Here is a 21,269-nt window from a genome sequence, read left to right as displayed (position 1 = left end):
ACACGCAGACATGCAGGTGCCACGGTCTCAGCGCGGCGTTGAATCCTGCGCCACCGTCGCCGATTGCGGTGCGAACAGAGCGGGAGCGATCGGTTCGCCCACGCGCACCTCGCGCCAGAAGACGGTGTTGGCCTTCACGCCGTTGTAGAACAATGTTACCTCGCGCGCTTGGACCCAGCCCGATGGCAGGGTGATGAAATCGTCATAATGGCGTTCGTGGAAGCCGCGCGGAGTCGTGAAACCCATATAGCGGATGTAGTGGCTTTGTGTGTCGATACCGAACAGCGTGGCTCCGCCATCGGGGGATATGACGCGGATCAGCGCGATGGGGTGGCCGCCCACGTTGCGGTCGGGTGCGCGCTCTAGCCTGAAGCCCTCGCCAAGCGCCTCGCGGATAATGCCGAAGCCGAAATTGCTCGCCCAATAGGCATCGGCCTGGTCCTTGGGCATCACGCCTTGCTCGGTCCAGGTCGTGCTCCCGTCATAACCGACCTCGAACATCAGCCTGCCGCCCGATTTGGCGGTAATCCGGACCTTGCCGTCGGCGCCGTGTGCGGTGGTGCGGTCGGGGTTCATCGCGCGCCACATCCGGTAATCGTCGGCGGTGGCGCGCGGTTCGGCGCTGTCGGGGGCATAGAAAACCGCGCTGCCCGCCAGATACAGCGTCGTGGGGTTGAGCCAGGCCTCGCCGCCGGCGGCCTCCACCGCGCGCTCGAGAATGCTGCGTGCGCTGTTTTCAGACGCCGCGTGCGCGGGAACGCACGCCATCATCAGCGCAGCGATTGCCATGACGAGCCGGACCATCAGACTGTTCTCCCTTTGCCTTGCAGGCCAGCCTAGCAAATTTTCGGGCACGCGCAATTTGTCCGGACATTTAGATTGACGCTGATGCACGCCGCCGCTGTAATGGCGCGATGATACCGCTCCTTCCATTGCTGTTGATCAGCCCGCCGGGCGCACCAGCGACGCACCCCGCGCCGCTGGCCAGCGGGATCTTCACCAACGAGGAGCAGGTCTATTTCGATGGCGAAGCTGGGCGCACCCCGCCGCCATGGACCGGAGTGCGGATCGAGCCGGGCGAGGCGACCGGACTGGTCTGGCGGACCATCGACCGGTTCGGCGCGGTGCTGGCGAGCGAACCGGTGGCCGCCGTGCCTGACGGCTGGCGGATCGGAGCGTGCTCGCTCGGCGTCACCCACGCTGCGGGTACGATGCATCTCGTGCCACAGGACAAAGCTTGCAATGGCCGAGCAATTCCGCTGCGGATCGATGCTGCGGGCATGACGCTGCGGCTGCCCGATGGCCGCGAGACCATGCTGCGCCGCGCGCGGCCGTTCGTCTGCTGGCTGACGGTCAAGCGCGATGCCCCCAAGACCGATGGCCCAAAATCCGACGGCCCGAAGTCGGACGACAACGAGGATTGGCTGTTCGAGCCAAACATGCTCACGCACGATCAGGGCGGGCGTCTGCGGCTGGGCGGTGGCGATACCGGCGCGCCGGAAGCGATCATCCGTATCCGCAATGTGGTCTGGCCGCAGCCGACGCGCAACCGGCCGAGCCTTGTGCTCTATGTCTTCACCCCCGATGACACCGACCGGGCGGTCGCCTATGGCTGGGCCGATCCTGGTGCGGTGCGGGTCGGAATCAACCAGCGCTGGATGCAGGCCAGTTGTACTTTGCAGGGAGCAGAATGATGCAGGCACGTCACGCGATTTTCACCAGCACCGGCGGCCCCGAGGTGATCGAATGGCAGACCGTCGATGTGGGGGCGCCGGGCTTCGGTGAGGTGACGCTTAGGCAGACCGCGGTCGGGCTCAACTACATCGACACCTATCATCGCCGCGGAATCTATCCGGTCGATCTGCCCAGTGGCCTCGGGCTGGAAGCGGCCGGCGTGATCGAAGCGGTGGGCGAAGGGGTCGAGGGCCTGGCTGTGGGCGACCGGGTCGCGACTTTCGGCCCGGCGCGTGGCGCCTATGCGGACCTCCGCAACGTCGCCGCCGCCAGCCTATTCAAGCTCCCCGACGATATCTCGGACGAGGTCGCTGCTGCTGCGTTGCTCAAGGGCTGCACCACCGAGTTTCTGGTCGAGCGCTGCGCCAAGGTTCAGCCAGGCCAGGCGGTACTGGTCCATGCCGCTGCCGGAGGGGTTGGCCTGCTGCTGGTGCAATGGCTAAAGGCCGTCGGCGCGATGGTGATCGGCACGGTGAGCAGCGAGGCCAAGGCCGCGCTCGCGCGCGAGGCCGGCGCCGACCATATCGTGTTCTACACCCGCGAGGACACCGCCAAACGCGTGCGTGAACTGACCGACGGCGCTGGCGTGCGGGTGGTGTTCGACGGCGTCGGGCTCGACACTTGGGAGGCCTCGCTCGACAGCACGGGCAAGCGCGGGCTGATCGTGTCCTATGGCAATGCCAGCGCGCCGGTCACCGGGATCAGCCTGGGCGTGCTCGCCACCAAGGGCTCGCTGTTCAACACCCGCCCGACGCTGTTCGATTATTATACTGATCCTGCCGAGCGCGCAGCCCGCGCAGCACGGTTGTGGGAGATGATCGGCTCGGGCAAGGTCAAGGTCACCATCGGCCAGACCTATCCGCTCGAACAGGCGGCCCAGGCGCACCGCGATCTGGAATCACGCGCCACCAGCGGGTCGACCTTGCTGCTGCCGTATGCGAGTTGAGAAATCCTCGCCTGCAAGGGGAGGGGGACCGTCCGCGCAGCGGAAGGTGGAGGGGTGTCACCCTCTCGCTGTAGGGGACACCCCTCCGTCTGCGCTGTGCGCAGCCACCTCCCCTTGCAGGGGAGGATTGGGTCTGGTTGCTGCCAATGTGTAGCTGACTCAATCCGAAATTGTTTGATGCGGCTAGGGCAGGAGATGGGCCCCTGCCTTCGCAGGGGAGCGGGGAGGGTCGATGAACCAGCTTCAGCTCAGCCTGAGTCTGTCGAAGGCCTCGCGCGTTGTCGGCGGTCAAGCGCTACACCGCCGAAGCGATGCACACCGGGCAGTCTTCGGCGGGTTCGCCCGCCACCGCATCCACCATCGCGCGCAGCAGCTCGGCGCGGCCTTCGCGCAGCGTCGGTGCGGCGGACAGCCGCGGTGCGGCGTGCGCGGCGCGGACCCCTGCTGCCAGCGGGTTGATGATAGGCACGGCAGCGGCATTGGCGATCGTATCAGCCATGCCCGACATGCAGGTGCAGCCCAGTATCACCGCCTCGGCGCCCTGCGCTGCCAGATCGGCCACCGCTGCCAGCACCCTGGCGACCACCGCCGCGCGGCCCTCGCGCACCTGCGCCAGATATCCCTCCGGCCCGGCCAGCGATTGGGTGTCGGCCTCCTCGCCGACGTTGACGATGCCGACGCAGCCATCGTGCACGCCGCATGCCTGCAACCGTTCGGCCAGGATGAAGTTCATCGATTCGGGCCACACCGTGACGATCCCGAAGCGGCGACCATCGCGCGCGGCTTCGGCCAGCCCTGCCTCGCCCGATCCGATCGCCGGGATGGCCAGCATCGCGCGCATCGCGGCCAGGCCATAATCGCCGACGCTGTCGATCACCACCGCAGTGCAGCCTTGTTCGGCCGCGCTCAATGCCGCCTCGGCATGGCCCAGCGCCTGCATCGCCTGTTCAAGCGGGGTGTAGGGGAAGGCGGGAACGCGCGAGGGAAAAGCGATCAGCTCGGCATCGGGGAACAGCGTGGCCAATTCGGGCGCTGGGCCGGCGCGAGCCAGTGGATTGATAGTCGTGCCGATCAGCCCGATCCGCATCAGGACAGCCCGGTCTCGACCAGCTCGACCAGCTCGCCTGAAGGCCCACGCACCGCCGCGGCCATGTTGCCCATATACAGGTCACCATGGCGCAGCACCGGCGGCGTCACGAATTCGACGTCGAGGTCCTCGAAGCGCTCGACCGCCAGCGTCACCAGCGCATTGCCCGGCGGCAGCATGTCCGGATGCGCCGGACGCACCGTCGCCTCGGGCGGATAATCGTCGATCTCCAGGATCGGCAGCCGCTCGTTCTGCACCATGGTGATGACGGTCTGGGTGCCCGCCGGTTTGCCGAAGGCGGTGTTGATCATCGAATAGTCCAGCGTGTAGCTGTCGCCTTCGTCGAGCCGCAGCGCATGGCGGTACCAGTCGACCGAGGCCATCCGGTCCTTTGCAGCCAGGATGACGATGAAGATCTGGTCGGTGAGGCTGTGCGCCTTGGGCAGGTCCGACGAGGGCGTATCCATCGCCACCTCGTTGAGATAGATCATCTCGTCGCCGCGCCCCAACACCTGCATGGGAATGAAATAGGGCAGCCCCGCGATTTCCTTGGGCGGGCCGATGACGCGAAAGCCGCTGCCCTCGAGCCGTTCGGGCCAGCCGAACACATCCTTCACGGTCAGCTCATAGGCGGCCCAGCCATAGGTTCGGGTCGGCCGGAAATCGGCGTGATCAGGCTGCTCGACCAGCCGGATGAAGCAGTGCGCGCCGCTTTGCGGGCGCAGCATCGCGTAAGGCGCACCCGCGCTTGCAGGACAGCCCCAGCTCGCGGCGAGATCGGGCGCCAGCGGGCCGTTCTCGACCAGGTCGAGCCCCAGCCGCCCCTGATAGTCGGCCAGTGCCGCGTCCAGATCGGGGGTGACGACAACGCCGCCCAATATGCTGCCATGCTTGATATGCCGGGTCATGGAATCAGAACTCCGCCGTGCGCTTGCCGAGGAATGCTGCGACCCCCTCGGCGAAATCGGGGCCGTCGAACGCGTCGGCGAACTGGGCCAGCGTCTCGGCGTCGTCCTCCGCCTGGCCGTGGAGGATACGGCCGATCATCGCCTTGCTGGCGCGCACACTATGCGGCGAAACGCCGGCGATGTGAACCGCCAGTGCGTGCGCGGCGCTGCCTGCATCCTCGGCGCGCTCGTCGATCAGCCCGATGCGCAGCGCTTCATCCGCGCCGATCAGCTGCGCGGTGAACAGGATGCGCTTGGCGGCGGAGGGCCCCACCAGATCGACCAGCAGCTTGGTATCGTGCAGCGAATAGACAAGGCCGAGCTTGGCAGGCGTGATGCCGAACCGCGCCGAGGGCGTGGCGATCCGGAAATCGCAGGCCAGCGACAGCCCGCAGCCACCGCCGATGCAATCGCCCTCGATCTGCGCGATCACCGGCTTGGGCGCGCGCGCAAGCGTCTCCATCGCGCGGCGGATCGCGGCCTGGTTGCGGATACGCCATTGCGGATCTGGCGCGCCCGATCCGAACTCGGCGATGTCCGCGCCTGCGCTGAATGCGCCGGGCCTGCTCGCGCGCAGGATCATCACGCGAACTTGCGGATTGATCATCGCCTGCTCGATCAGCGGTGGCAGCGCCTCCCACATGCTTTGCGTGAACGCGTTGCGCTTGTCGGGCCGGTCGATGATCAGATGCGCGATGCGGTTATCGAGGGTGAGGGAGAGCGACATTAAAATCCTCCCCGGAACGGGGAGGGGGACCGCGACGCGAAGCGCCGGGGTGGAGGGGGAGCGTCCGGGCGCTGTGCCATCCCGCTGCCCCTCCACCACCCGCTGCGCGGGCGGTCCCCCTCCCCCAGCAAGCCGGGGGAGGATTTGAAGATCGCCACCCCCATCATGCCGGCACCGTATCGGCGAAGTGGCTGGCGATCGCGCGGCGGGTGGTCACCCAGACGTCTTGCTTGCTGCGGACATGGCGGAAGAATTCCTCGAGCGCCCAGATCCGTCCCGGCCGGCCGATGATGCGCAGGTGGAGGCCCAGCGACATCATCTTGGGGTTGCCTTCCTGCCCTTCCGAATAGACCTGATCGAAGCAGCGCACCGCGTAATCGAGCCACTGGTTCGGGGTCATCGCCGGATCGGTCCACATCTTCATGTCGTTGGTGTCGAGCTGATAGGGCATGATCACCATCGGCTTGCCCGGAACGGTGTCGCGGTCCCAGTAGGGAATATCGCCCGAGTAATCGTCCATATGGTACTCGAATCCGGCCTCGCTCAGTAGGCGGCGGGTGGCATCGGTGTGCAGATAGCGCGACAGCCAGCCATAGGGCCGCGTGCCGGTCGTCTTCTCGATCGAGCTCACCGCCTTCTGAATGAAGTCGCGCTCGGCGGCCTCGTCCATCTTGAACTGGTGCACCCAGCGCCAGCCATGGCTGACCGGCTCGTGGCCCAATTCGACAATGGCCTCGGCGATCTCGGGATGGTTCTCCAGCGCCATCGCTGCCACCGTCCAGCTTGCCATGATGTCGTAGCGCTTGAGCAGCTTGACCACGCGCGGCGCGCCGGCCTTGATGCCGTAGAGATAGTTGCTCTCGTTACCATAGTTGCGGATGGCCGATTTGACATGCACGCCCAGCTCATCGACCGGTTCCATCCCCCGGTCGCCGCGTGCGATGGTCATCTCGCTGCCTTCCTCGACATTGACGACGACGCTCAGCGCCATCTTCGCGCCGTTCGGCCAGTCGATGCGTTCTTCGATCATTCAAATCTCCCTCTCCCCTTCAAGGGGCAGACCGAGTCACGTGCCTCGGTCAGCGGCCGGGGAGAGGGGGCTGTCTCACCCGGCCCTTTTTGTTCAACACTGCGGGATATGCCCCTCTCCCAACCCTCTCCCCTGAAGGGGAGAGGGCTTTAATGCATCTCCTCGCCGCCGCTCACGTTGAGCGCCTCGCCGGTCACGTAGACCGCATCCTCGCTCGCCAGCCAGGCGCAGGCGGATGCGGTGTCGCTGGCCAGCCCCGGGCGGCCCATCGGGTTCTTCGCCTTCATGTTGGCAAGATACGCCTCGACGCTGGCAAAGCCGAGCAGCTTCGAGAAATATTCGTTCTGCTGCGCGCCGAGCCCGGTGGTGACATGGTTGGGGCAGACGGCATTGACGGTGATAGCGTGCGCGCCCAGTTCCACCGCGCTCGCCCGGGTCAGCCCGACCATGCCGTGCTTGGAGCTGACATAGGCGGGCAGATGCGGAAATCCGGTCTTGGCGGCCTGGCTGGCGATGTTGATGATCCGCCCGCCGCGTGCTCCGGCGATCATCGCCCGCGCCGCCGCCTGGGTGCAATAGAAAGCGCCCGACAGGTTGACGGCGAGCACCTGGTCCCAGTCCGCCGGATCGACATCGAGCAAGGGCTTCATCATGAAGCCGATCCCGGCGTTGTTGACGAAGATATCGACCGATCCGAACGCCTTGACCGCACCATCGACCAGCGCGCGGCACTCGTCGACCCTGGCGACGTTGCAGGCGATCGCCTCGACCTTCGCGCCGCGTCCGCGCAGCTCGTCTGCGACCTCCTGCGCCTCCGCATCGATGACGAGGTCGGACAGCACGCAGTTCGCACCTTCATCGGCAAAGCGCTGCAGGATCGCCTGGCCCAGCCCCTTGTGCTTGCCCGACCCGGTGACGACGATCGTCCTGCCTTCGAAGCGGCGCATCACAGGTCCTCGGTCAGGATGAACTGCGGGTTGTCGGCATAATCCTGGAAGGGGGCGGCCATCGCCTGGAACTCGGGCGTGCTGATGTCGGCGACGAACGGGTCCATCGCGCTGATGTCGATGATCTCGACATATTCGTAGGGCGACGCCGCGTCCGATCCGAACAGGCCGGTCGCGCGGTGGACGGTGAAGCTGCTGACCGAGGCGAGCGCGTTGACGCCGGGAATGTCGCGGGTCCGCGCCCATTGCTCGTAATCGGACACCGATACGCCGGGCTTCAGGTTGAACAGCACGATGATCTTCATGGAACGGGCTCCTTGGCTAGAGAGGGCGGGCGATAGGCGGCGAGCGCAGCATCCAGTGCGCGCGCGCGGGCGAACAGCGCGGACTCCTGGCCGGGCAGGCCAAGCAACTGGACTCCCACCGGCAGGCCATCGGCGCTGAACCCTGCTGGCAGGCCGAGCGCGGGCAGCCCAGCGATGTTGGCGAGGCAGGTAAAATCGGCCTGGTTGGCAGGAATGGTGTCCGTGTGCGCAAAGGCGGTCTGCGGCGCGGTGGGCAGCAGCAATGTGCCGTGCCGCGCAAGCGCGTGGTGCAGCGCCTCGGCGGTCTCGTCGAGCACCTTGCAATCTTCCGCCCAGTCGGCCTCCGACCTGCGCGGGCCATAAGCGATCAGCCGCCTGAGGTGATCGGACAGCAAGACGGGGTCGGCATCGGAAAAATGCCCGGCCATGAACCGCACGGTCTTGATGAACCCGGCAAAACGGATGCGCGACAGCGGGTGGGGCAGGGTGATCTCGGTGCTCTCGCCCATCGCCGACCGCGCCGCGCCGTAGCCGTGCAGCACAGCAGCATCGCACGCGACGCCGCCAAGGCCCGCCAGCGTGGCGTATCCGCCCGCCGTGTCGTCGTCACCCACGTTCGAGATCACGCGTGCGACCCGTTCGAGCAGGTCGAGCGAGCGCGCGATCGGCCCGATCGCATCGAGCGAAGGTTCGGCGAGTTCCAGCCCGTCCTGACTGACGCGGCCTTGCGCAGGCTTGAAGCCATAGACCCCGCAATAGGCTGCCGGGATGCGGACCGATCCCATGGTGTCGGTGCCCAGCGCGGCATCGCACAGCCCTGCGGCCACCGCTGCCCCGCTGCCGCCCGACGACCCGCCGGGGGTGTGGCCCATCCGGTGCGGATTGTGCGTCGGGCCGAACCACGGGTTGTCGGTCTTGGCGCCGAGCGCGGCCTCTTCCATGTTGAGCATGCCGGTGATGCTTGCGCCTGCAGCGCGCAGCCGGGCAACGACCTCGGCGTCGCGCTCGGCGATCCGGTCGCGGAACAGCGCCATGCCCGCGGTCCAGTGCAGGCTTGCGACGGCGATGTTGGCCTTCACGCCGATGGTTATGCCGGCGAGCGGGCCGGTGCGTGCCGGCGCATCGGGTGCATGTTCGACGAACGCGTTGAAGGGGTCGAGGGTCACGCCAATCCTCCCCGGGACGGGGAGGGGGACCGCGAAGCGGTGGAGGGGAAGCGGGATTGCGCTTCCCTCAGGTATTCTATGCGCACGCTGCCCCTCCACCGTTCGCTTCGCGAACGGTCCCCCTCCCCGTGCCGGGGAGGATTTGAGGCTGTCGCTTTTCTCATACCCCCCGCTCGTCGATCAGCCGGATCGGCTTTTGCCGCACCTCGATCTGGGTGAGCGCTGCGGTGCCGCCCGGAGCGACGAGGTCGATGCTGACCTCGACCCCCAGTCCCCGGCGCAGCAGTTCGCCAAGCGCGCCCTTGTCGGTGCCGCCGCGGCTTTCGAGAGTCACCGTCATGTCGTCGCGCTGGCTGGCGGGGTCGCGCACCAGCCGGCAGACGAATTCGCCGGTGAGATCGGCGCGGTTCTCGATCAGCGCGCCGATGGCGTGCGGGAAGACGTTGATGCCGCGCAGTTTGACCATGTTGTCGCTGCGCCCCTTGAATCCCGCGATGCGCTTGAACGCCATGCCGGTGGCGTTGGTCCCGGTCAGTTCGTGCGTGATGTCGTGGGTGTTGAAGCGAATGCACGGCGCGACATCGTCCTTGAACAGGCAGGTCACCACCATGTCGCCGGTCTCGCCGGGCGCGACCGGCTGGCCGGTGTCGATGTCGAGCAGTTCGAGATACTGTGCGTCTTCCCAGACATACAGGCCATTGCGCTCGGGCCCTTCGCCCGCGATCGATCCGGTGTCGCCGACGCCATACCAGTCGAACGCCTTGGCCCCGCCCCAGGCGGCTTCCACCGAGGCGCGGTCCTCGGTGCCCAGGTGCCCGCAGATCATGCGGATGGTGATCTGGTCGAGCAATTTTTCAGCTGCGGCAGTGTCGGCGAGCTTGCGGATATAGTCGACGAAGCCGACCAGCACGGTGACCCCGAAATCGGCCATCAGACCCACCTGTTGGAGCGAGCGCGTCTCGATCCCGGTGCCGGCCGAGAGGAACAGCGAGTTGGTAAAATGCGTGACGGCCTCGCGGATGTAGTGCCCGCCGTTGATCATGCCATGGCCATAGACCGACTGGATGACGTCCGACGGCTCGAGCCCCTGCCAGCGGTACATGCGTCCGACCAGCAGATTGGTGATCTCGCGCCCCTTGGGCCCGAACAGCAGCGCCTGCGGGCGGCCCGTGGTGCCCGAGGTGGTGTGGAAGATCGACGGCGCGCGGCCGGGATCGCTCCGGTCGATCCCGGCGAAATCGCCGAACGGCGGGTGGTCGGCGATCGAGGCCATCAGATCCGATTTGTCGTACACCGGGAGTTTGGTGATATCGGCGAGGCCATTGATATCGCCCGGTTCGACGCCCGCATTGCCCCACAGCCTCTGATAGAACGGGATCTGCCAGCCGCGCTGCATCAGGCGGCGGAACTGCCTGTCCTGGATCGCGAAGAGCTCGTCACGGCTCATCCCGGTATAACGCTGCGTGAACGCATCGCCGACCGGATAGTCGGCGAGCATCTGCTTGGCATCAAAGGCTTCGAAATAGCTGGGGAAGGTCATGGAAGGGGATCGCCTCCTATTCCGTTTGTCCCGAGCGAAGTCGAGGGACGTGCGCGTACGTCCCTCGACTTCGCTCGGGACAAACGGGTGGGGTTTGTGAAATAGACAAGCGGTTCGCCAAACAGCCGCGGATCGGGCACATTGCCCGCCAATTCGCGGGCAAGCGCGCGCTTGGCGGCGGTGGCGTCGGGCGACAAAGGCGCGTCGGGACTGCCCAGCGTGTGCGGGATCGCGCGTTCGATCACGCTGCCATCGCTCAGGCGGACGATCAGACGTTGCGGAAACAGAGCGTTGAAATCGGGATTGCCATCCACGGTGATGACGAGCTTGTCCGCCAGCGCCTGCAGTGCCGGATCCGCCAGCGTTTCGGCCGAAAACCGCCGCGGGTCGATACGGCCATCGGTGAGCATCAGCGCGGCGAGCATCGGCAGGCACAGCCGCGCATAAGCGGGCGTCATCGCGTCGGTCACCGGGCGCCCGACGAGCCGCGCGATCAGCGGCGGGACGTGCGCCTCGATGGCGTCGACCGAAGCGGGATCGAGCGCCAGCTCGGCGAGCGTGCCGAGCACCGCATGGCTGGCGCGGCCCGAAGGATAGGGCTTCACGCTGATCCCGGCGATGCGCCAGATGCGGCCGAGATCGCGGGTATAGGCGGCAAGGTCGCCCTGGTCGAACAGCGCGAAATAGCCGAACGGCCCCTCGAGCGCATCGTGTGGCCCGGTGAGCCCCGCTTTGACCAGATCGACCGCCGCGATCGCCGCGCGCGCGGCATTGGCGATCTGCAAGGGCAGCGCGATCGACCCTTCGACATGCGCCTGCATCGTGCCTGCCAGCGAGGAATAGGCGAGGCCGAGGACATCCTCGAGCGGCTCGACGCCTTCGATCCGCGCGACGGCCAGCGCCGCGCCGATACAGCCTGCGGTGGCGGGGCGGAAGAAGGTGAGCGGGCTGGTCGCGGCAATCCCCAGCCCTGCGGCGATATCGACACCGATGGCGAGCGCCTCCAGCGCGTCGTCGCGATCGCACCCGCCCATCCGGTCGATGCTCGCCCCCAAAGCCGCGGTTACTACCGACAGCGCGTGCACCACCGCGGGCTCGTGCACCGCGTCCCATTCGAGGCAGTGGATCCGGAAACCGTTGACGAACGCAGCCGAAGCAGCGGGCAGGCGCTCGGCGGAGCCAAGCAACCGGGCGTCTTCGCCTGCACCCCAGCCGCGCGCGGCCTTTAGCACCCCGTCGGCGCCGGGCGCGGTGCTCCCCGCCGCGCCCACCGCGAGTGTGTCCCCCAGCAGATGCAGCGCGGCATCGCGCACTTCGACCGGCAGCTTATGGTCGGCGCGCACGAACGCGAGCAGATCGCCGGTCGCGCTCATGCCAGCCAGTCCTCGAGCAGCGCCAGCAGCGGGCCAACCTCTTGCCCATGCAGCGCAATTTCCTGCGCGCGGTCGGCTTCAACCAGCTTGAGGCTACCCCAGCGCACCAGGCTGTCGAGCTTGGCGCGCAGCATCGCGGCGCTTGCCGGGCGCTCGGGGTCGCCGCGCGTGTCGGCGAGCGTCACCTGTGCGCCGGTCAAGGCGGAAATCACCCGCGCGCCGAAATGCTGGGGATAGGCCTGGGTAAACTCCGCCGATTCGCGCACCGTCACCTGCGCCCTGCTGTCCGCCAGCGCAGCCATCGCCTCGGGCGTGAAGTCCTCGGGCCCCGCCTTGCGCCCATCGGCGATGACGGCGACTGCGTGCTGGATCGAGAACTTGGCGTCGAGCTCGGTTACCGGGTGTGGCCGGTCGCAGAACGTCACCGCATCGGCATAGGTTTCGACCGTGACCGGCAGCACCAGCGCGCCTTTCGCCCGCAGCTCCAGAGCACAATCGATCGCGGCATGCGCATGGCGGCACGCGGCCCAGGGCTTGAAGCTCACCGCATGGATCAGCCAGTCCGGGCCCAGCTCCATCGGCCGGGGGTGCTCGACCATCGCGGCGTACAGCCCCTGTTTGCCCTCGAGCGCTTCTACCGGCCCGGTAAATCCCTGCCGGGCCAGCCGTGCCAGCCACAGCCCTTCGAGCGCGGCGCGCGCGGCATGCATCGCCTTGGTCATCACATCCTCGTGGCGCATCCGCCATAGCCCGCCCGCAACCGAGGCGGCATTGCCCAGCGCCCAGCCTGTCGCCGCCTCATCCAATGCAAAGATCGAGGCCGCCGCCGCCGCGCCGCCAAAGCCGCCCGCGGTCGAGGTCGGGTGGAAATGCGCATAATGGTGCGCATCGAAGGTCGCGCCAATCGCGATCATCGCCTCATAGCCGCGCACCGCGCCATCGAGCGCCACGTCCATCGCGCACTTTTCCTCGCGCGCCGCCGACAGCGCCGCGGGCCAGATTACCGGGCCGGGATGGAGCAAGGCGGCGCGGTGGACATCGTCCATTTCGAGCACATTGCCGAGCAGCGCGGCGCGGGTGAGGATATCGGGTTCGGCCCTCCGCGCGACGGCGGCGACCGGTGACTGCCGCGCGCCTGCGATACAGGCCAGCCAGTCGAGCAGGTGCAGCCTGGCGCGCGCACGATCGCTTTCATTTGGCGAACGGGCCAATTGTGCGCTAAGCCGCTGGGTGAGGCTCGCGGCGGTCATGTGCCGTATCCCCGGGTCCGACACTGGAGCAGGAGCACGCGTTGAACAGCCCCGCCGAGGCGCCCGATACCCTCATGGAAAAAGCGCCTGACAAAGCGGGCGACAAGCCCCGCTATCAGCAGCTCGCCGATGAACTGCGCGCGCTGATCCTCTCGGGCAAGCTCGCCGGAAGCAGCGGTTTCCCGACCGAAAGCGTGTTGTGCGCGGAATATGGCGTCAGCCGCTTCACGGTGCGCGAAGCCCTGCGCCGTCTGCAGAACGAAGGCCTGATCGCGCGCAGGCGCGGTTCGGGCACCGTGGTGCAACCGGCGGCCGCGCGCGGCGGCGCGCTGCACCAGCCGCTGTCGAACGTCGGCGAAATCCTGCAATACGCGCGCGATACCCGTATCGCCTACGACCATCTGGGCCTGCAATCGCTGCCCAAGTCGATCGCGGTGCAGGTGGCGATGCCGACCAGCGGCAAATGGTTCCGCTTTCGCGGTGTGCGTCGCCAGGTCTCCGACGGCCAGCCGATCGCGCTGACCGAGGCCTATGTCATCGGCGAACTCGAGCGTGCGGTGGCCGAAATCCTGCCCGCGCCCGATGCCGCCGACCAGACGATCAACCCCGGCAGCAACACGCTGTTCCAGTTCATCAGCAACGCCGCAGGGCTTTCCATGTCGCGCGTGACGCAGGACATCCAGGCGGTTTCGGCCAGCGCCGAGGTTGCCACCGCGCTCGATATCCCGCGCCGCGCTGCGTGCCTGCGCATCCTGCGCTGCTATCACGACCAGGACGGGCGGATGTTCGAAATGTCGGTCAGCCACCACCCGGGCGACCGCTTCGCCTATTCGATGCATATCGACGTCGAGGGATGAGCCCGCCTTAATCCTCCCCGGAACGGGGAGGGGGACCAGCCACAGGCTGGTGGAGGGGAAGCGGGATTGCGAACCGGATCGTAAATAGCGCCAGGACGCTGCCCCTCCACCACCCGCTGCGCGGGCGGTCCCCCTCCCCCGGTGGGGGAGGATCTGGAGCGCGCCATCACTCACCCGTCCGCTCCCAGCCCCGGAGCATCCGCCGGCTGCCATTCGCTCTCGCCGGCAAAGCGGATGGCAGGGGCGATGTGGTGCGCGCCGTCCGCTTGGACCAGCAGCCCTGTCGCCCGCACATGCTTGCTCGCCAATGCCTCGGCAAAGTCGAGTACCGGCGAAAACGCGACATCCTTGTCCTCGAACCACGCCACCCATTCGTCGCGGGTGCGCGTCGCGAAGGTTTCGCGCAGGAACGCGATCAGCGGGGCTTGGGCCGGGCCTGCATCGGCCTCGCCCAGCGCGATGAGATCTTCGCGGTCCAGAGCGGTGAGCAGGGTGCGTACAAACTTTATTTCGCGCCCGCCCAGCGCAATGTGGCGACCGTCACTGGTCGCATAGACCTGGTAGAATCCCGCGCCGCCCAAGGAGCGCTGGGTCGCGGATCGCGGCGCTTCGCCGCCTGCGATCGCGCTTCCGGCGATATGCGCGCACCACGGCAGCAGGCTGTCGAACATCGCGATGTCGACATAATCGCCCTTGCCGGTGCGCTGGCGTCCGATCAGCGCCATCAGCACCGCCGATAGCCCCGTCAGCCCCGCGGCCATGTCGGCAGACGGCACGCCGGGGACAACGGGCGTGCCATCGGGTCCGTCGTTCACCGCAAGAAACCCCGACAGCGCCTGCACCGCAAGGTCGTGCGCGGGGTGGTGCGCCAGGGGCCCTGACTGACCGAAGGCGGAGACCGAGCAATAGACGATCCTGGGGTTGAGCGCGCTCGCCGAGGCATAATCGAACCCCAGGCGTTGCATCACGCCGGGACGGAAGCCTTCGACGAACACATCGGCGGTCCGGATCAGCTCGGTCAGCCGCGCGCGGCCCGCATCGCTCTTGAGGTCGAGCACCTGCGTACGCTTACCGCGGTTGAGGTTGCGGAACCACACCGACTGGCCTTGCTCGAACGGCGCCATTGCGCGTGCGGGGTCTCCCGCCGGTGGCTCGATCTTGATCACATCGGCGCCCTGGTCGGCCATCATCACGGTCAGCATCGGGCCCGGCAGGAACTGCGACAGGTCGATCACGGTGATGCCGGAAAGCTTGCCCATGAGTCAGACGATGCCGTCGCGTTTGAGTGTGGCGATGTCATCCGCCGACAGGCCAATGCCGGCGAGCACATCGTCATTGTCGGCGCCCAGCAGCGGCCCGGCGCGTGCGGGCAGGCGCTGGCCGTCGACCCGGATCGGGCTGGCGAGCACGCGCAGCGAGCCTCGGTCGGGATGCTCGACCTGCTGCATCATCCCCGTCTCGGCGAGGAAGGGATTGTCCATCGCGCTGGCCAGGTCGTGCACCGGCGCCACTGGCACCTTGCCCGAGAGCAGGTCCACCCAGTGCTGGGTCGGCTGCGTGCCGAACACCGCATCGAGCACCTGCGTCAGCGTATCGCGGTTGGCGAGCCGGTCGGCGGGCTTGCGGAAGCGCGGATCGTCCTTGAGTTCGCTGCGGCCAATGGCATCGACCAGGATCGCCCAGAACTTGGGCAACTGCGCCATCACGAACATCCAGCCATCGGCCGAGCGGAACATCTGGGATGGCGTGACCGACGGATGCGCCGAGCGCGGCGCGCGCGGGGTGACATCGGCCTCGTTGAGATACCAGACGGCGGGATAGCTCATCTGGTGCGCGGCGGTCGAGAGCAGGTCGACATCGATGTCACAACCGGTGCCCGAGCGCTGTGCATCGAGCATCGCTGCAAGCAGGCCCACGGTCATCTGCGTACCGGTCATGAAGTCGACGATCGACAGGCCAAAGCGCACCGGCGGCCCATCGGGCTCTCCGGTCAGCGACAGGAAACCCGCCTCGGCCTGCATCAGATAGTCATAGCCCGGCCATTTGGCGCGCGGGTTGTCGCGGCCATACGCCGACAGGTGCGCGCAGACGATTCCCGGGTTGATGTCGGACAGTGACGCATAATCCAGCCCCAGCCGTGCTGGCAGATCGCCGCGCAGATTGTTGACCATCGCGTGCGAGGTCGCCGCCAGCGCGCGCAGGATCTCGCGGCCACGCTCGCTCTGTAGGTCTAACGTCAGCGATTTCTTGTTGAGGTTGAAGGTCTGGAAATACAGGCTTTCATTCTCGCGCAGGAAATGCGGTCCCACCGCGCGCGCGGTGTCCCCGCCGGGCTGCCCCGGCTTGTTGGGCGGCTCGATCTTGATGACCTCTGCGCCCATCTGCGCCAGAAACATCGTGCCATAGGGCCCCGCACCATATTGCTCGGCGGACAGCACGCGATAGCCGGTGAGCGGCAGCCTCATGGCAGGGACCTCGCTCACACCGGGTTCCGCTTCACCCATTGTTTGGAAATGATCATGCGCTGCATCTCGTTGGTGCCCTCGCCGATGCACATCAGCAGGGCGTCGCGATAGTAACGCTCGATCTCGTATTCCTTGGAATAGGCATAGCCGCCATGGATCCGCATCGCCTCTTCGGAGTTGCGCACGGCGGCCTCGGAGGCGAAATATTTCGCCATCCCCGCTTCCATGTCGCAGCGTTCGCCGCGGTCATAGGCTTCGGCCGCATCCAGCGTCAGCAGCCGGGCGGCGCGCGCGCGGGTCACCATTTCGCCAATCTTGAGCTGGATCGCCTGATGGTCGGCGATAGGTCTGCCCATGGTCTGGCGCAGCTGCGCATATTCGGTGGCGAGCCTGAGCGAGCCATCGGCCAGCCCGACGCCGCGTGCAGCAACGTTGATGCGGCCAAGCTCGAGGCCGCCGGTGGCCTGGAAAAAGCCCTCGCCCTCGACGCCGCCGATCAGGTTTTCTGCTGGCAGGCGGTAGTTGTCGAACATCAGTTCGGCGCTGTCGATCGCCTTGTAGCCCAATTTGTCGAACTTCTTGCCGACGGTGAAACCGTCCTGTTTGGGCGCGATGAACAGACTCATCCCCTTGTAGCGCGGGTCCGCCTTGGGGTCGGTCTTGACCAGCAGCGCAAAGCAGCTGCCCTTTATCGCATTCGAGATCCACGTCTTGGTGCCGTTGATGACGTAATCATCGCCGTCGCGGACCGCAGTGGTGCGGATCGCCTGCAGATCGGTGCCCGCATTGGGCTCGGTCAGCGCAAGACCGCCGCGGATCTCGCCGCTGGCGAATTTGGGCAGCCATTTGGCCTTTTGCGCCGGCGTGCCGAAACGCTCGACCGCACAGGCCATGATCAGGTGCGAGTTGAAGATGCCGGTGATCGCCATCCAGTGCGACGAAATGCGCGCGACGATCTTGGCGTATGTGGTCGCAGGCAGGCCCAGGCCGCCATACTCCTGGCCGATGGTGGCGCCGAACAGGCCCATCTCCGCCATCTGGCCGACCAGTTCCTCGGGCCAGATATCGCCGTGATCGTGGTGCATCACCACCGGCTTGACCTCGCGCGCGATCCACCGGTCGATCGCGTCGAGAAACGCTGCTTCCTCGTCGGCGTCGATCGTGCGCTGCTCTTCTTTTGGCAGGCTTGCCATCTTTCATGCTCCGTCGTTCATTCTGCTCGCCGCCAACCATATGGCAGCGAGGGTGATCTTGTCCTGGCCCCGGCTGCTCAGTCGTCCGAAGGACCAAACCCGCGCTTCCAGATCAGCATCGTCCGGCTGAACGTGCAGACCACATCGCCATGCTGGTTCTTGCCGATCGTCTTGACCGTGACGATGCCCTGTTCGGGACGCGAGGAGGACTCGCGCTTGTCGAGTACCTCGCTTTCGGCATACAGCGTGTCGCCGGGAAACAGAGGGTTCGTCAGGCGGATATTGTCCCAGCCCAGGTTCGCGACCGCCTTCTGGCTGACATCCGAGACGCTCATCCCGACCATCAAGGCGACGGTCAGCGGCGAACAGACGAGCGGTTTTCCGAACTCGGTCTTCTTGGCATATTCATAGTCGAAATGCGCCGGATGGGTGTTCATCGTCAGCAGCGTGAACCACACATTGTCGGCATCGGTGATCGTGCGGCCGGGCCGGTGTTCATAGATATGGCCGACGACAAAATCCTCGAACGCGCGTCCGAAGGTTTCGCGATAGCGCCCCTGTGAAACCTCGATTGCCCCGTTACGCATGTGCATTCTTCCTTTCGCTAGCCGTCATGTCCCTGGCCAGCATCGCGCGCATCCGCGCCACGATGGGGGCCTCGAGCATTTTCCCGTTGTGGCGGATCGCCATGCCGCCGGCCGCTTCATAGGCAGCGATGGCCTCGCGCGCTTCGGCGATCGCGGCTTCGTCCGCACCGAAGGCGGCGTTGATCGCATCGACCTGGGCCGGGTGGATCGCGGCCTTGGCGGAAAAGCCCAGGGCGCGGACCTTGCGGCACTCGACTGCCAGGCCTTCGGCATCGTCGAGCCGCACATAGGGCACATCGATCGCGGGGACGCCTGCGTCCGCGCATGCCATGATGAACTGCCCGCGCGCCACCAGCAGCGGATCGAAGGCGAGATCGACGCCCAGCTGCGCGGAAAAATCGCCGCCGCCGAACATCATCGCGGCCACGCCGGGCTGGGCCGCGATGATATGCGCGCGCCGCATTCCGGCGACAGTCTCGACCAGCGGCACCAGCCGTGCGGCATCGCCAAGCACGCGGCCAAGCTGCACGATCTCGCTTTCATGCTCGACCATCGGCACCAGGATCAAGGCGGGAGCGTGGTCCGATTCGGCGAGCGCGATCATGTCCTTGATCCCGGCGCGCGTCATTGTGCCGTTGATCCGCACTGCGACGCGGGCGCGGTCGAGGCCGGGCAGCTCGGACAATACATGCGCACGCGCGGAGTCCTTGTCGGCCGGTGCGACCGCGTCCTCAAGATCGATACACACACAATCGGCGGCGCTTCCCAGCGCCTTGGCGATGCGCTCCGGGCGCGAGCCCGGCACGAACAGGATGCTGTTTGCAGCGAACATGAATTTTCCCGAGACCCCTTTCCCGACGTTGATTTACCCCTTCACAATTTGTCCGGACAAATCTAAAGTCAAGAACAAATGGCAACAATCATGGAGGGACTCGGACATTATGCGTATCGGCACACTCATCTTGGCAGGCCTGCTCGCCGCCACTACCCTTGCCACACCAGTGCTCGCGCGGACGCTCGACCCCGCAAAACCCGAGGATGCCCTGGAGATCATGAAGCGCACGCAGTGCGGCGTAAAGGACAACGTGCCTGCGGTGTATCGCTGGGCCGGTAAAATTTTCAGCCGCCGCCAGGGCGAGCCCGACAAGCATCTGTTCAACATGGAAGGCATGAACATCCGCCAGTGCGTGACGGTGACCGATGCCGAGCGCGGCACCGGTTATCGCATGGTCAGCCGCGAGATTACCTTGTATCTCGACCCCAAGACCGGCGAGGTGCTGCGCAGCTGGGAAAACCCCTATACCGGCAAGACGGTCGAGGTGATGCACATCGCCAACGACCCGGTGAACTCTCGGCCCAGCTTCCCCAAGGGAGCGGACGGCAAGCCCTATTCGATCGCGCTGACCCGGATGGGCGACATGCTGCTGATGGGATTCGAGGCGCCGCTCTATTACGTGAATCCGCTGGCGGGCGATTATCAGGACTATGTCGGCAACAAGTACCACGCGATGGAGATCTTCGATTTCTCGATGCCCGCATCCGCGCTCGACACCAAGGTGGCCTCGGTCAACCCGACGGTTGCCTGGGTGCGCATCTCCGACTGGATGCCGTGGATGATGATGGAGGGCCGCCAGGGCCAGATGGTATTCAATGCGATGGGGGTAAAGCTCAACAGCTTCGATGAACTTCCGGACGTGATGAAGACCGAGATCGCCACCAACTACCCCGATTACACCGCCGCCCCCCCGGTCGACGACACCCGCCCCAACGAAACGACCTGGACGGTGTTCAAGAAAAAGATCGACGCCCAGCGAACGAAGGGCGGCCAGAAGGCCGACTGACGGTCAAGCACCCGGCCCGCCATTTGCGTGCTTTTGGCCTGCGCAAGCGACATCGATCTTTCGAGTTGGAATTGCGCCAGCCACCGTCCGATCGATCGCATGGGTGCTGCAAAATGGCTGGCTGGGTCTCCATGGTGCCCAAGGGTATCGTCGCGCCTCTTTGGGCCTGTCGATCGAAGGGTTTTGGCTGGGCTGCTGATGGGCGTCGCGCATTCAGCGGGGCATGTGTGCAAACCGCTTCCAGCAAGCCGGGATTGATGTCCTGTGACGCGGACTTGTCGCGGTTTGCGCAGCCAGCATTGGTGGCTGGTCCGGGTCTATGACGGTTGTAATCTCATGCTACAGCAGGGGGCGATCGGCCGCTGGATCCTTGCGGTGTTGGCTGAGGTTGAGGCCATGCGCAGCAAAACGCAAAGCTGCCGATACTATTTAAAGGCGTGCCGCCCTACCCAATTGCGTGTGCACAAGATCAGAAAGAGTGCTTTGGCTGTTTATTAGGCTGCGCATGTCCCTGAGCCAGTCCTCGAATGCTTCTTCGCCTGGGATATCAATACCTTCGAGGAACTCGGGCCGTATTGCCGGTCCCATATCGGGACGAGAGTCGATCATCACGTGAACATGTTCGTTAACGAGCCATACATTTCGCGTGTCCGCCGCAATCAATTCCATGTTTCGGTATCGAGTGATTTTTCTCAGATTCGAAAGTTCACGCCTGAGGCTACCTTGACTGTGGAAGTTTTCGCGGGAACCCCACAGCTTTTCCTGCAGCCATACGCGCGAGCGCTCATAGTCGTTCGAGATCGCTAGTATACCCAACAAGGCTATTGATCGCTTACTTCTTATGGGAATGCGAGTTCCATCAGGATCACATAGCTTGAACGTACCAATTAAGCTCAGCGAGAACCTCATTTACACTACCCACCATTTGTAAAATCCGTGAATCAGTGCGCTGATATCGTTTATCATGCGACTGCAAAGCTGCAACCATTTGTACTAACTGGTGATTATCGCGAGATAATGCAACACACGAAGTGTCGTTAAGCATTTTTTCACGCTTCATGGACGCCCCGATCGCGAATTTCCGATGTCCGTATGGCAGAACGCCAGCCGGAATGTGATCTCGAGGACGAGCTACAGTCCTGAGATGATCCAAAAGGATTATGGCTCGAAATTTAAAGCCATTTTGAAGGGGATATTGAATGCGTTTTTCTCAGAAAACTGGACACCTCGAAGAACGCGTTATTTTTGGGCTGACGATGGTGCGAGGGGTCTGA

The 21,269-nt window shown here is 65.5% G+C and carries 21 protein-coding genes; 5 read left to right on the top strand and 16 right to left on the bottom strand.

Translation table 11 applies throughout. The annotated features are described in order from the left end of the window. Positions 1 to 27 precede the first annotated feature (27 nt). On the bottom strand, positions 28 to 804 hold the full coding sequence (locus tag QUV11_RS14030; protein ID WP_300883517.1) for a hypothetical protein: 777 nt from the start codon (positions 802 to 804) through the stop codon (positions 28 to 30). 128 nt (positions 805 to 932) lie between these two features. Between QUV11_RS14030 and QUV11_RS14025 the strand changes: the two genes are divergently transcribed. Both QUV11_RS14025 and QUV11_RS14020 read left to right on the top strand, forming a co-directional pair. After that, positions 933 to 1,694, top strand: a complete 762-nt coding sequence (locus tag QUV11_RS14025) for a hypothetical protein (protein ID WP_300883516.1) — start codon at positions 933 to 935, stop codon at positions 1,692 to 1,694. Further along, the gene (locus QUV11_RS14020) at positions 1,691 to 2,680 is read left to right on the top strand and encodes a quinone oxidoreductase (RefSeq protein WP_300883515.1); all 990 of its coding nucleotides are present in this window, start codon (positions 1,691 to 1,693) and stop codon (positions 2,678 to 2,680) included. The genes QUV11_RS14025 and QUV11_RS14020 overlap by 4 nt, the downstream gene beginning before the upstream one ends. 295 nt (positions 2,681 to 2,975) lie before the next feature. Here QUV11_RS14020 and QUV11_RS14015 read toward each other — a convergent pair whose 3' ends face one another. The 10 genes from QUV11_RS14015 to QUV11_RS13970 form a co-directional block, all read right to left on the bottom strand. Continuing rightward, complete coding sequence (locus QUV11_RS14015; RefSeq protein ID WP_300883514.1) at positions 2,976 to 3,767, bottom strand: aspartate/glutamate racemase family protein; 792 nt, start codon at positions 3,765 to 3,767, stop codon at positions 2,976 to 2,978. After that, positions 3,767 to 4,675 (bottom strand): VOC family protein, encoded by a 909-nt coding sequence (locus QUV11_RS14010; protein WP_300883513.1) that lies wholly within the window; start codon positions 4,673 to 4,675, stop codon positions 3,767 to 3,769. The genes QUV11_RS14015 and QUV11_RS14010 overlap by 1 nt, the downstream gene beginning before the upstream one ends. 4 nt (positions 4,676 to 4,679) lie before the next feature. Further along, on the bottom strand, positions 4,680 to 5,441 hold the full coding sequence (locus QUV11_RS14005) for an enoyl-CoA hydratase-related protein (RefSeq protein ID WP_300883512.1): 762 nt from the start codon (positions 5,439 to 5,441) through the stop codon (positions 4,680 to 4,682). Between the two features lie 163 nt (positions 5,442 to 5,604). Next, the gene (locus QUV11_RS14000; protein ID WP_300883511.1) at positions 5,605 to 6,471 is read right to left on the bottom strand and encodes a polysaccharide deacetylase family protein; all 867 of its coding nucleotides are present in this window, start codon (positions 6,469 to 6,471) and stop codon (positions 5,605 to 5,607) included. Positions 6,472 to 6,620: 149 nt separating this feature from the next. Next, on the bottom strand, positions 6,621 to 7,418 hold the full coding sequence (locus QUV11_RS13995; RefSeq protein ID WP_300883510.1) for an SDR family NAD(P)-dependent oxidoreductase: 798 nt from the start codon (positions 7,416 to 7,418) through the stop codon (positions 6,621 to 6,623). Further along, complete coding sequence (locus QUV11_RS13990; protein ID WP_300883509.1) at positions 7,418 to 7,723, bottom strand: REDY-like protein HapK; 306 nt, start codon at positions 7,721 to 7,723, stop codon at positions 7,418 to 7,420. Before QUV11_RS13990 ends, QUV11_RS13995 begins: the two co-directional genes overlap by 1 nt. Then, on the bottom strand, positions 7,720 to 8,889 hold the full coding sequence (locus QUV11_RS13985) for an amidase (protein WP_300883508.1): 1,170 nt from the start codon (positions 8,887 to 8,889) through the stop codon (positions 7,720 to 7,722). The genes QUV11_RS13990 and QUV11_RS13985 overlap by 4 nt, the downstream gene beginning before the upstream one ends. 160 nt (positions 8,890 to 9,049) lie before the next feature. Continuing rightward, positions 9,050 to 10,429 carry a phenylacetate--CoA ligase family protein gene (locus QUV11_RS13980; protein WP_300883507.1) on the bottom strand — a complete coding sequence of 460 codons (1,380 nt, stop codon included), beginning with the start codon at positions 10,427 to 10,429 and terminating at the stop codon, positions 9,050 to 9,052. Continuing rightward, positions 10,426 to 11,802 carry an MmgE/PrpD family protein gene (locus tag QUV11_RS13975; RefSeq protein ID WP_300883506.1) on the bottom strand — a complete coding sequence of 459 codons (1,377 nt, stop codon included), beginning with the start codon at positions 11,800 to 11,802 and terminating at the stop codon, positions 10,426 to 10,428. Before QUV11_RS13975 ends, QUV11_RS13980 begins: the two co-directional genes overlap by 4 nt. Next, a complete protein-coding gene (locus QUV11_RS13970; protein ID WP_300883505.1) occupies positions 11,799 to 13,052 on the bottom strand; it encodes an MmgE/PrpD family protein in 1,254 nt (417 codons plus the stop codon). Before QUV11_RS13970 ends, QUV11_RS13975 begins: the two co-directional genes overlap by 4 nt. Before the next feature lie 41 nt (positions 13,053 to 13,093). Between QUV11_RS13970 and QUV11_RS13965 the strand changes: the two genes are divergently transcribed. Further along, entirely contained in the window at positions 13,094 to 13,909 is an 816-nt protein-coding gene (locus QUV11_RS13965; protein WP_300883504.1) for a GntR family transcriptional regulator, read from the top strand. 170 nt (positions 13,910 to 14,079) lie between these two features. Here QUV11_RS13965 and QUV11_RS13960 read toward each other — a convergent pair whose 3' ends face one another. The 5 genes from QUV11_RS13960 to QUV11_RS13940 all read right to left on the bottom strand — a co-directional run bounded on the left by QUV11_RS13960 (position 14,080) and on the right by QUV11_RS13940 (position 18,986). Next, complete coding sequence (locus tag QUV11_RS13960) at positions 14,080 to 15,168, bottom strand: CaiB/BaiF CoA-transferase family protein (protein ID WP_300883503.1); 1,089 nt, start codon at positions 15,166 to 15,168, stop codon at positions 14,080 to 14,082. A 3-nt stretch (positions 15,169 to 15,171) separates the two neighbouring features. Continuing rightward, a complete protein-coding gene (locus QUV11_RS13955) occupies positions 15,172 to 16,374 on the bottom strand; it encodes a CaiB/BaiF CoA-transferase family protein (protein ID WP_300883502.1) in 1,203 nt (400 codons plus the stop codon). Between the two features lie 14 nt (positions 16,375 to 16,388). Further along, on the bottom strand, positions 16,389 to 17,567 hold the full coding sequence (locus QUV11_RS13950; RefSeq protein ID WP_300883501.1) for an acyl-CoA dehydrogenase family protein: 1,179 nt from the start codon (positions 17,565 to 17,567) through the stop codon (positions 16,389 to 16,391). A 77-nt stretch (positions 17,568 to 17,644) separates the two neighbouring features. Beyond that, the gene (locus QUV11_RS13945) at positions 17,645 to 18,154 is read right to left on the bottom strand and encodes a MaoC family dehydratase (protein ID WP_300883500.1); all 510 of its coding nucleotides are present in this window, start codon (positions 18,152 to 18,154) and stop codon (positions 17,645 to 17,647) included. Beyond that, on the bottom strand, positions 18,147 to 18,986 hold the full coding sequence (locus tag QUV11_RS13940) for a CoA ester lyase (RefSeq protein ID WP_300883499.1): 840 nt from the start codon (positions 18,984 to 18,986) through the stop codon (positions 18,147 to 18,149). The genes QUV11_RS13945 and QUV11_RS13940 overlap by 8 nt, the downstream gene beginning before the upstream one ends. A 109-nt stretch (positions 18,987 to 19,095) precedes the next feature. On the opposite strand from QUV11_RS13940, the gene QUV11_RS13935 reads away from it, so the two are divergent. Both QUV11_RS13935 and QUV11_RS13930 read left to right on the top strand, forming a co-directional pair. Then, the gene (locus tag QUV11_RS13935) at positions 19,096 to 19,995 is read left to right on the top strand and encodes a DUF1838 family protein (RefSeq protein ID WP_300883498.1); all 900 of its coding nucleotides are present in this window, start codon (positions 19,096 to 19,098) and stop codon (positions 19,993 to 19,995) included. A gap of 1,084 nt (positions 19,996 to 21,079) precedes the next feature. Next, positions 21,080 to 21,269 (top strand): hypothetical protein (locus QUV11_RS13930; RefSeq protein ID WP_300883497.1); only part of this gene is annotated, 190 nt, incomplete at its 3' end.

Origin of the sequence: Blastomonas sp., assembly GCF_030373265.1 — a bacterium.
Lineage (GTDB): Bacteria > Pseudomonadota > Alphaproteobacteria > Sphingomonadales > Sphingomonadaceae > Blastomonas.
Note: the sequence above shows the minus strand (reverse complement) of the source record. Positions and strands in the feature narration are given on the sequence as shown.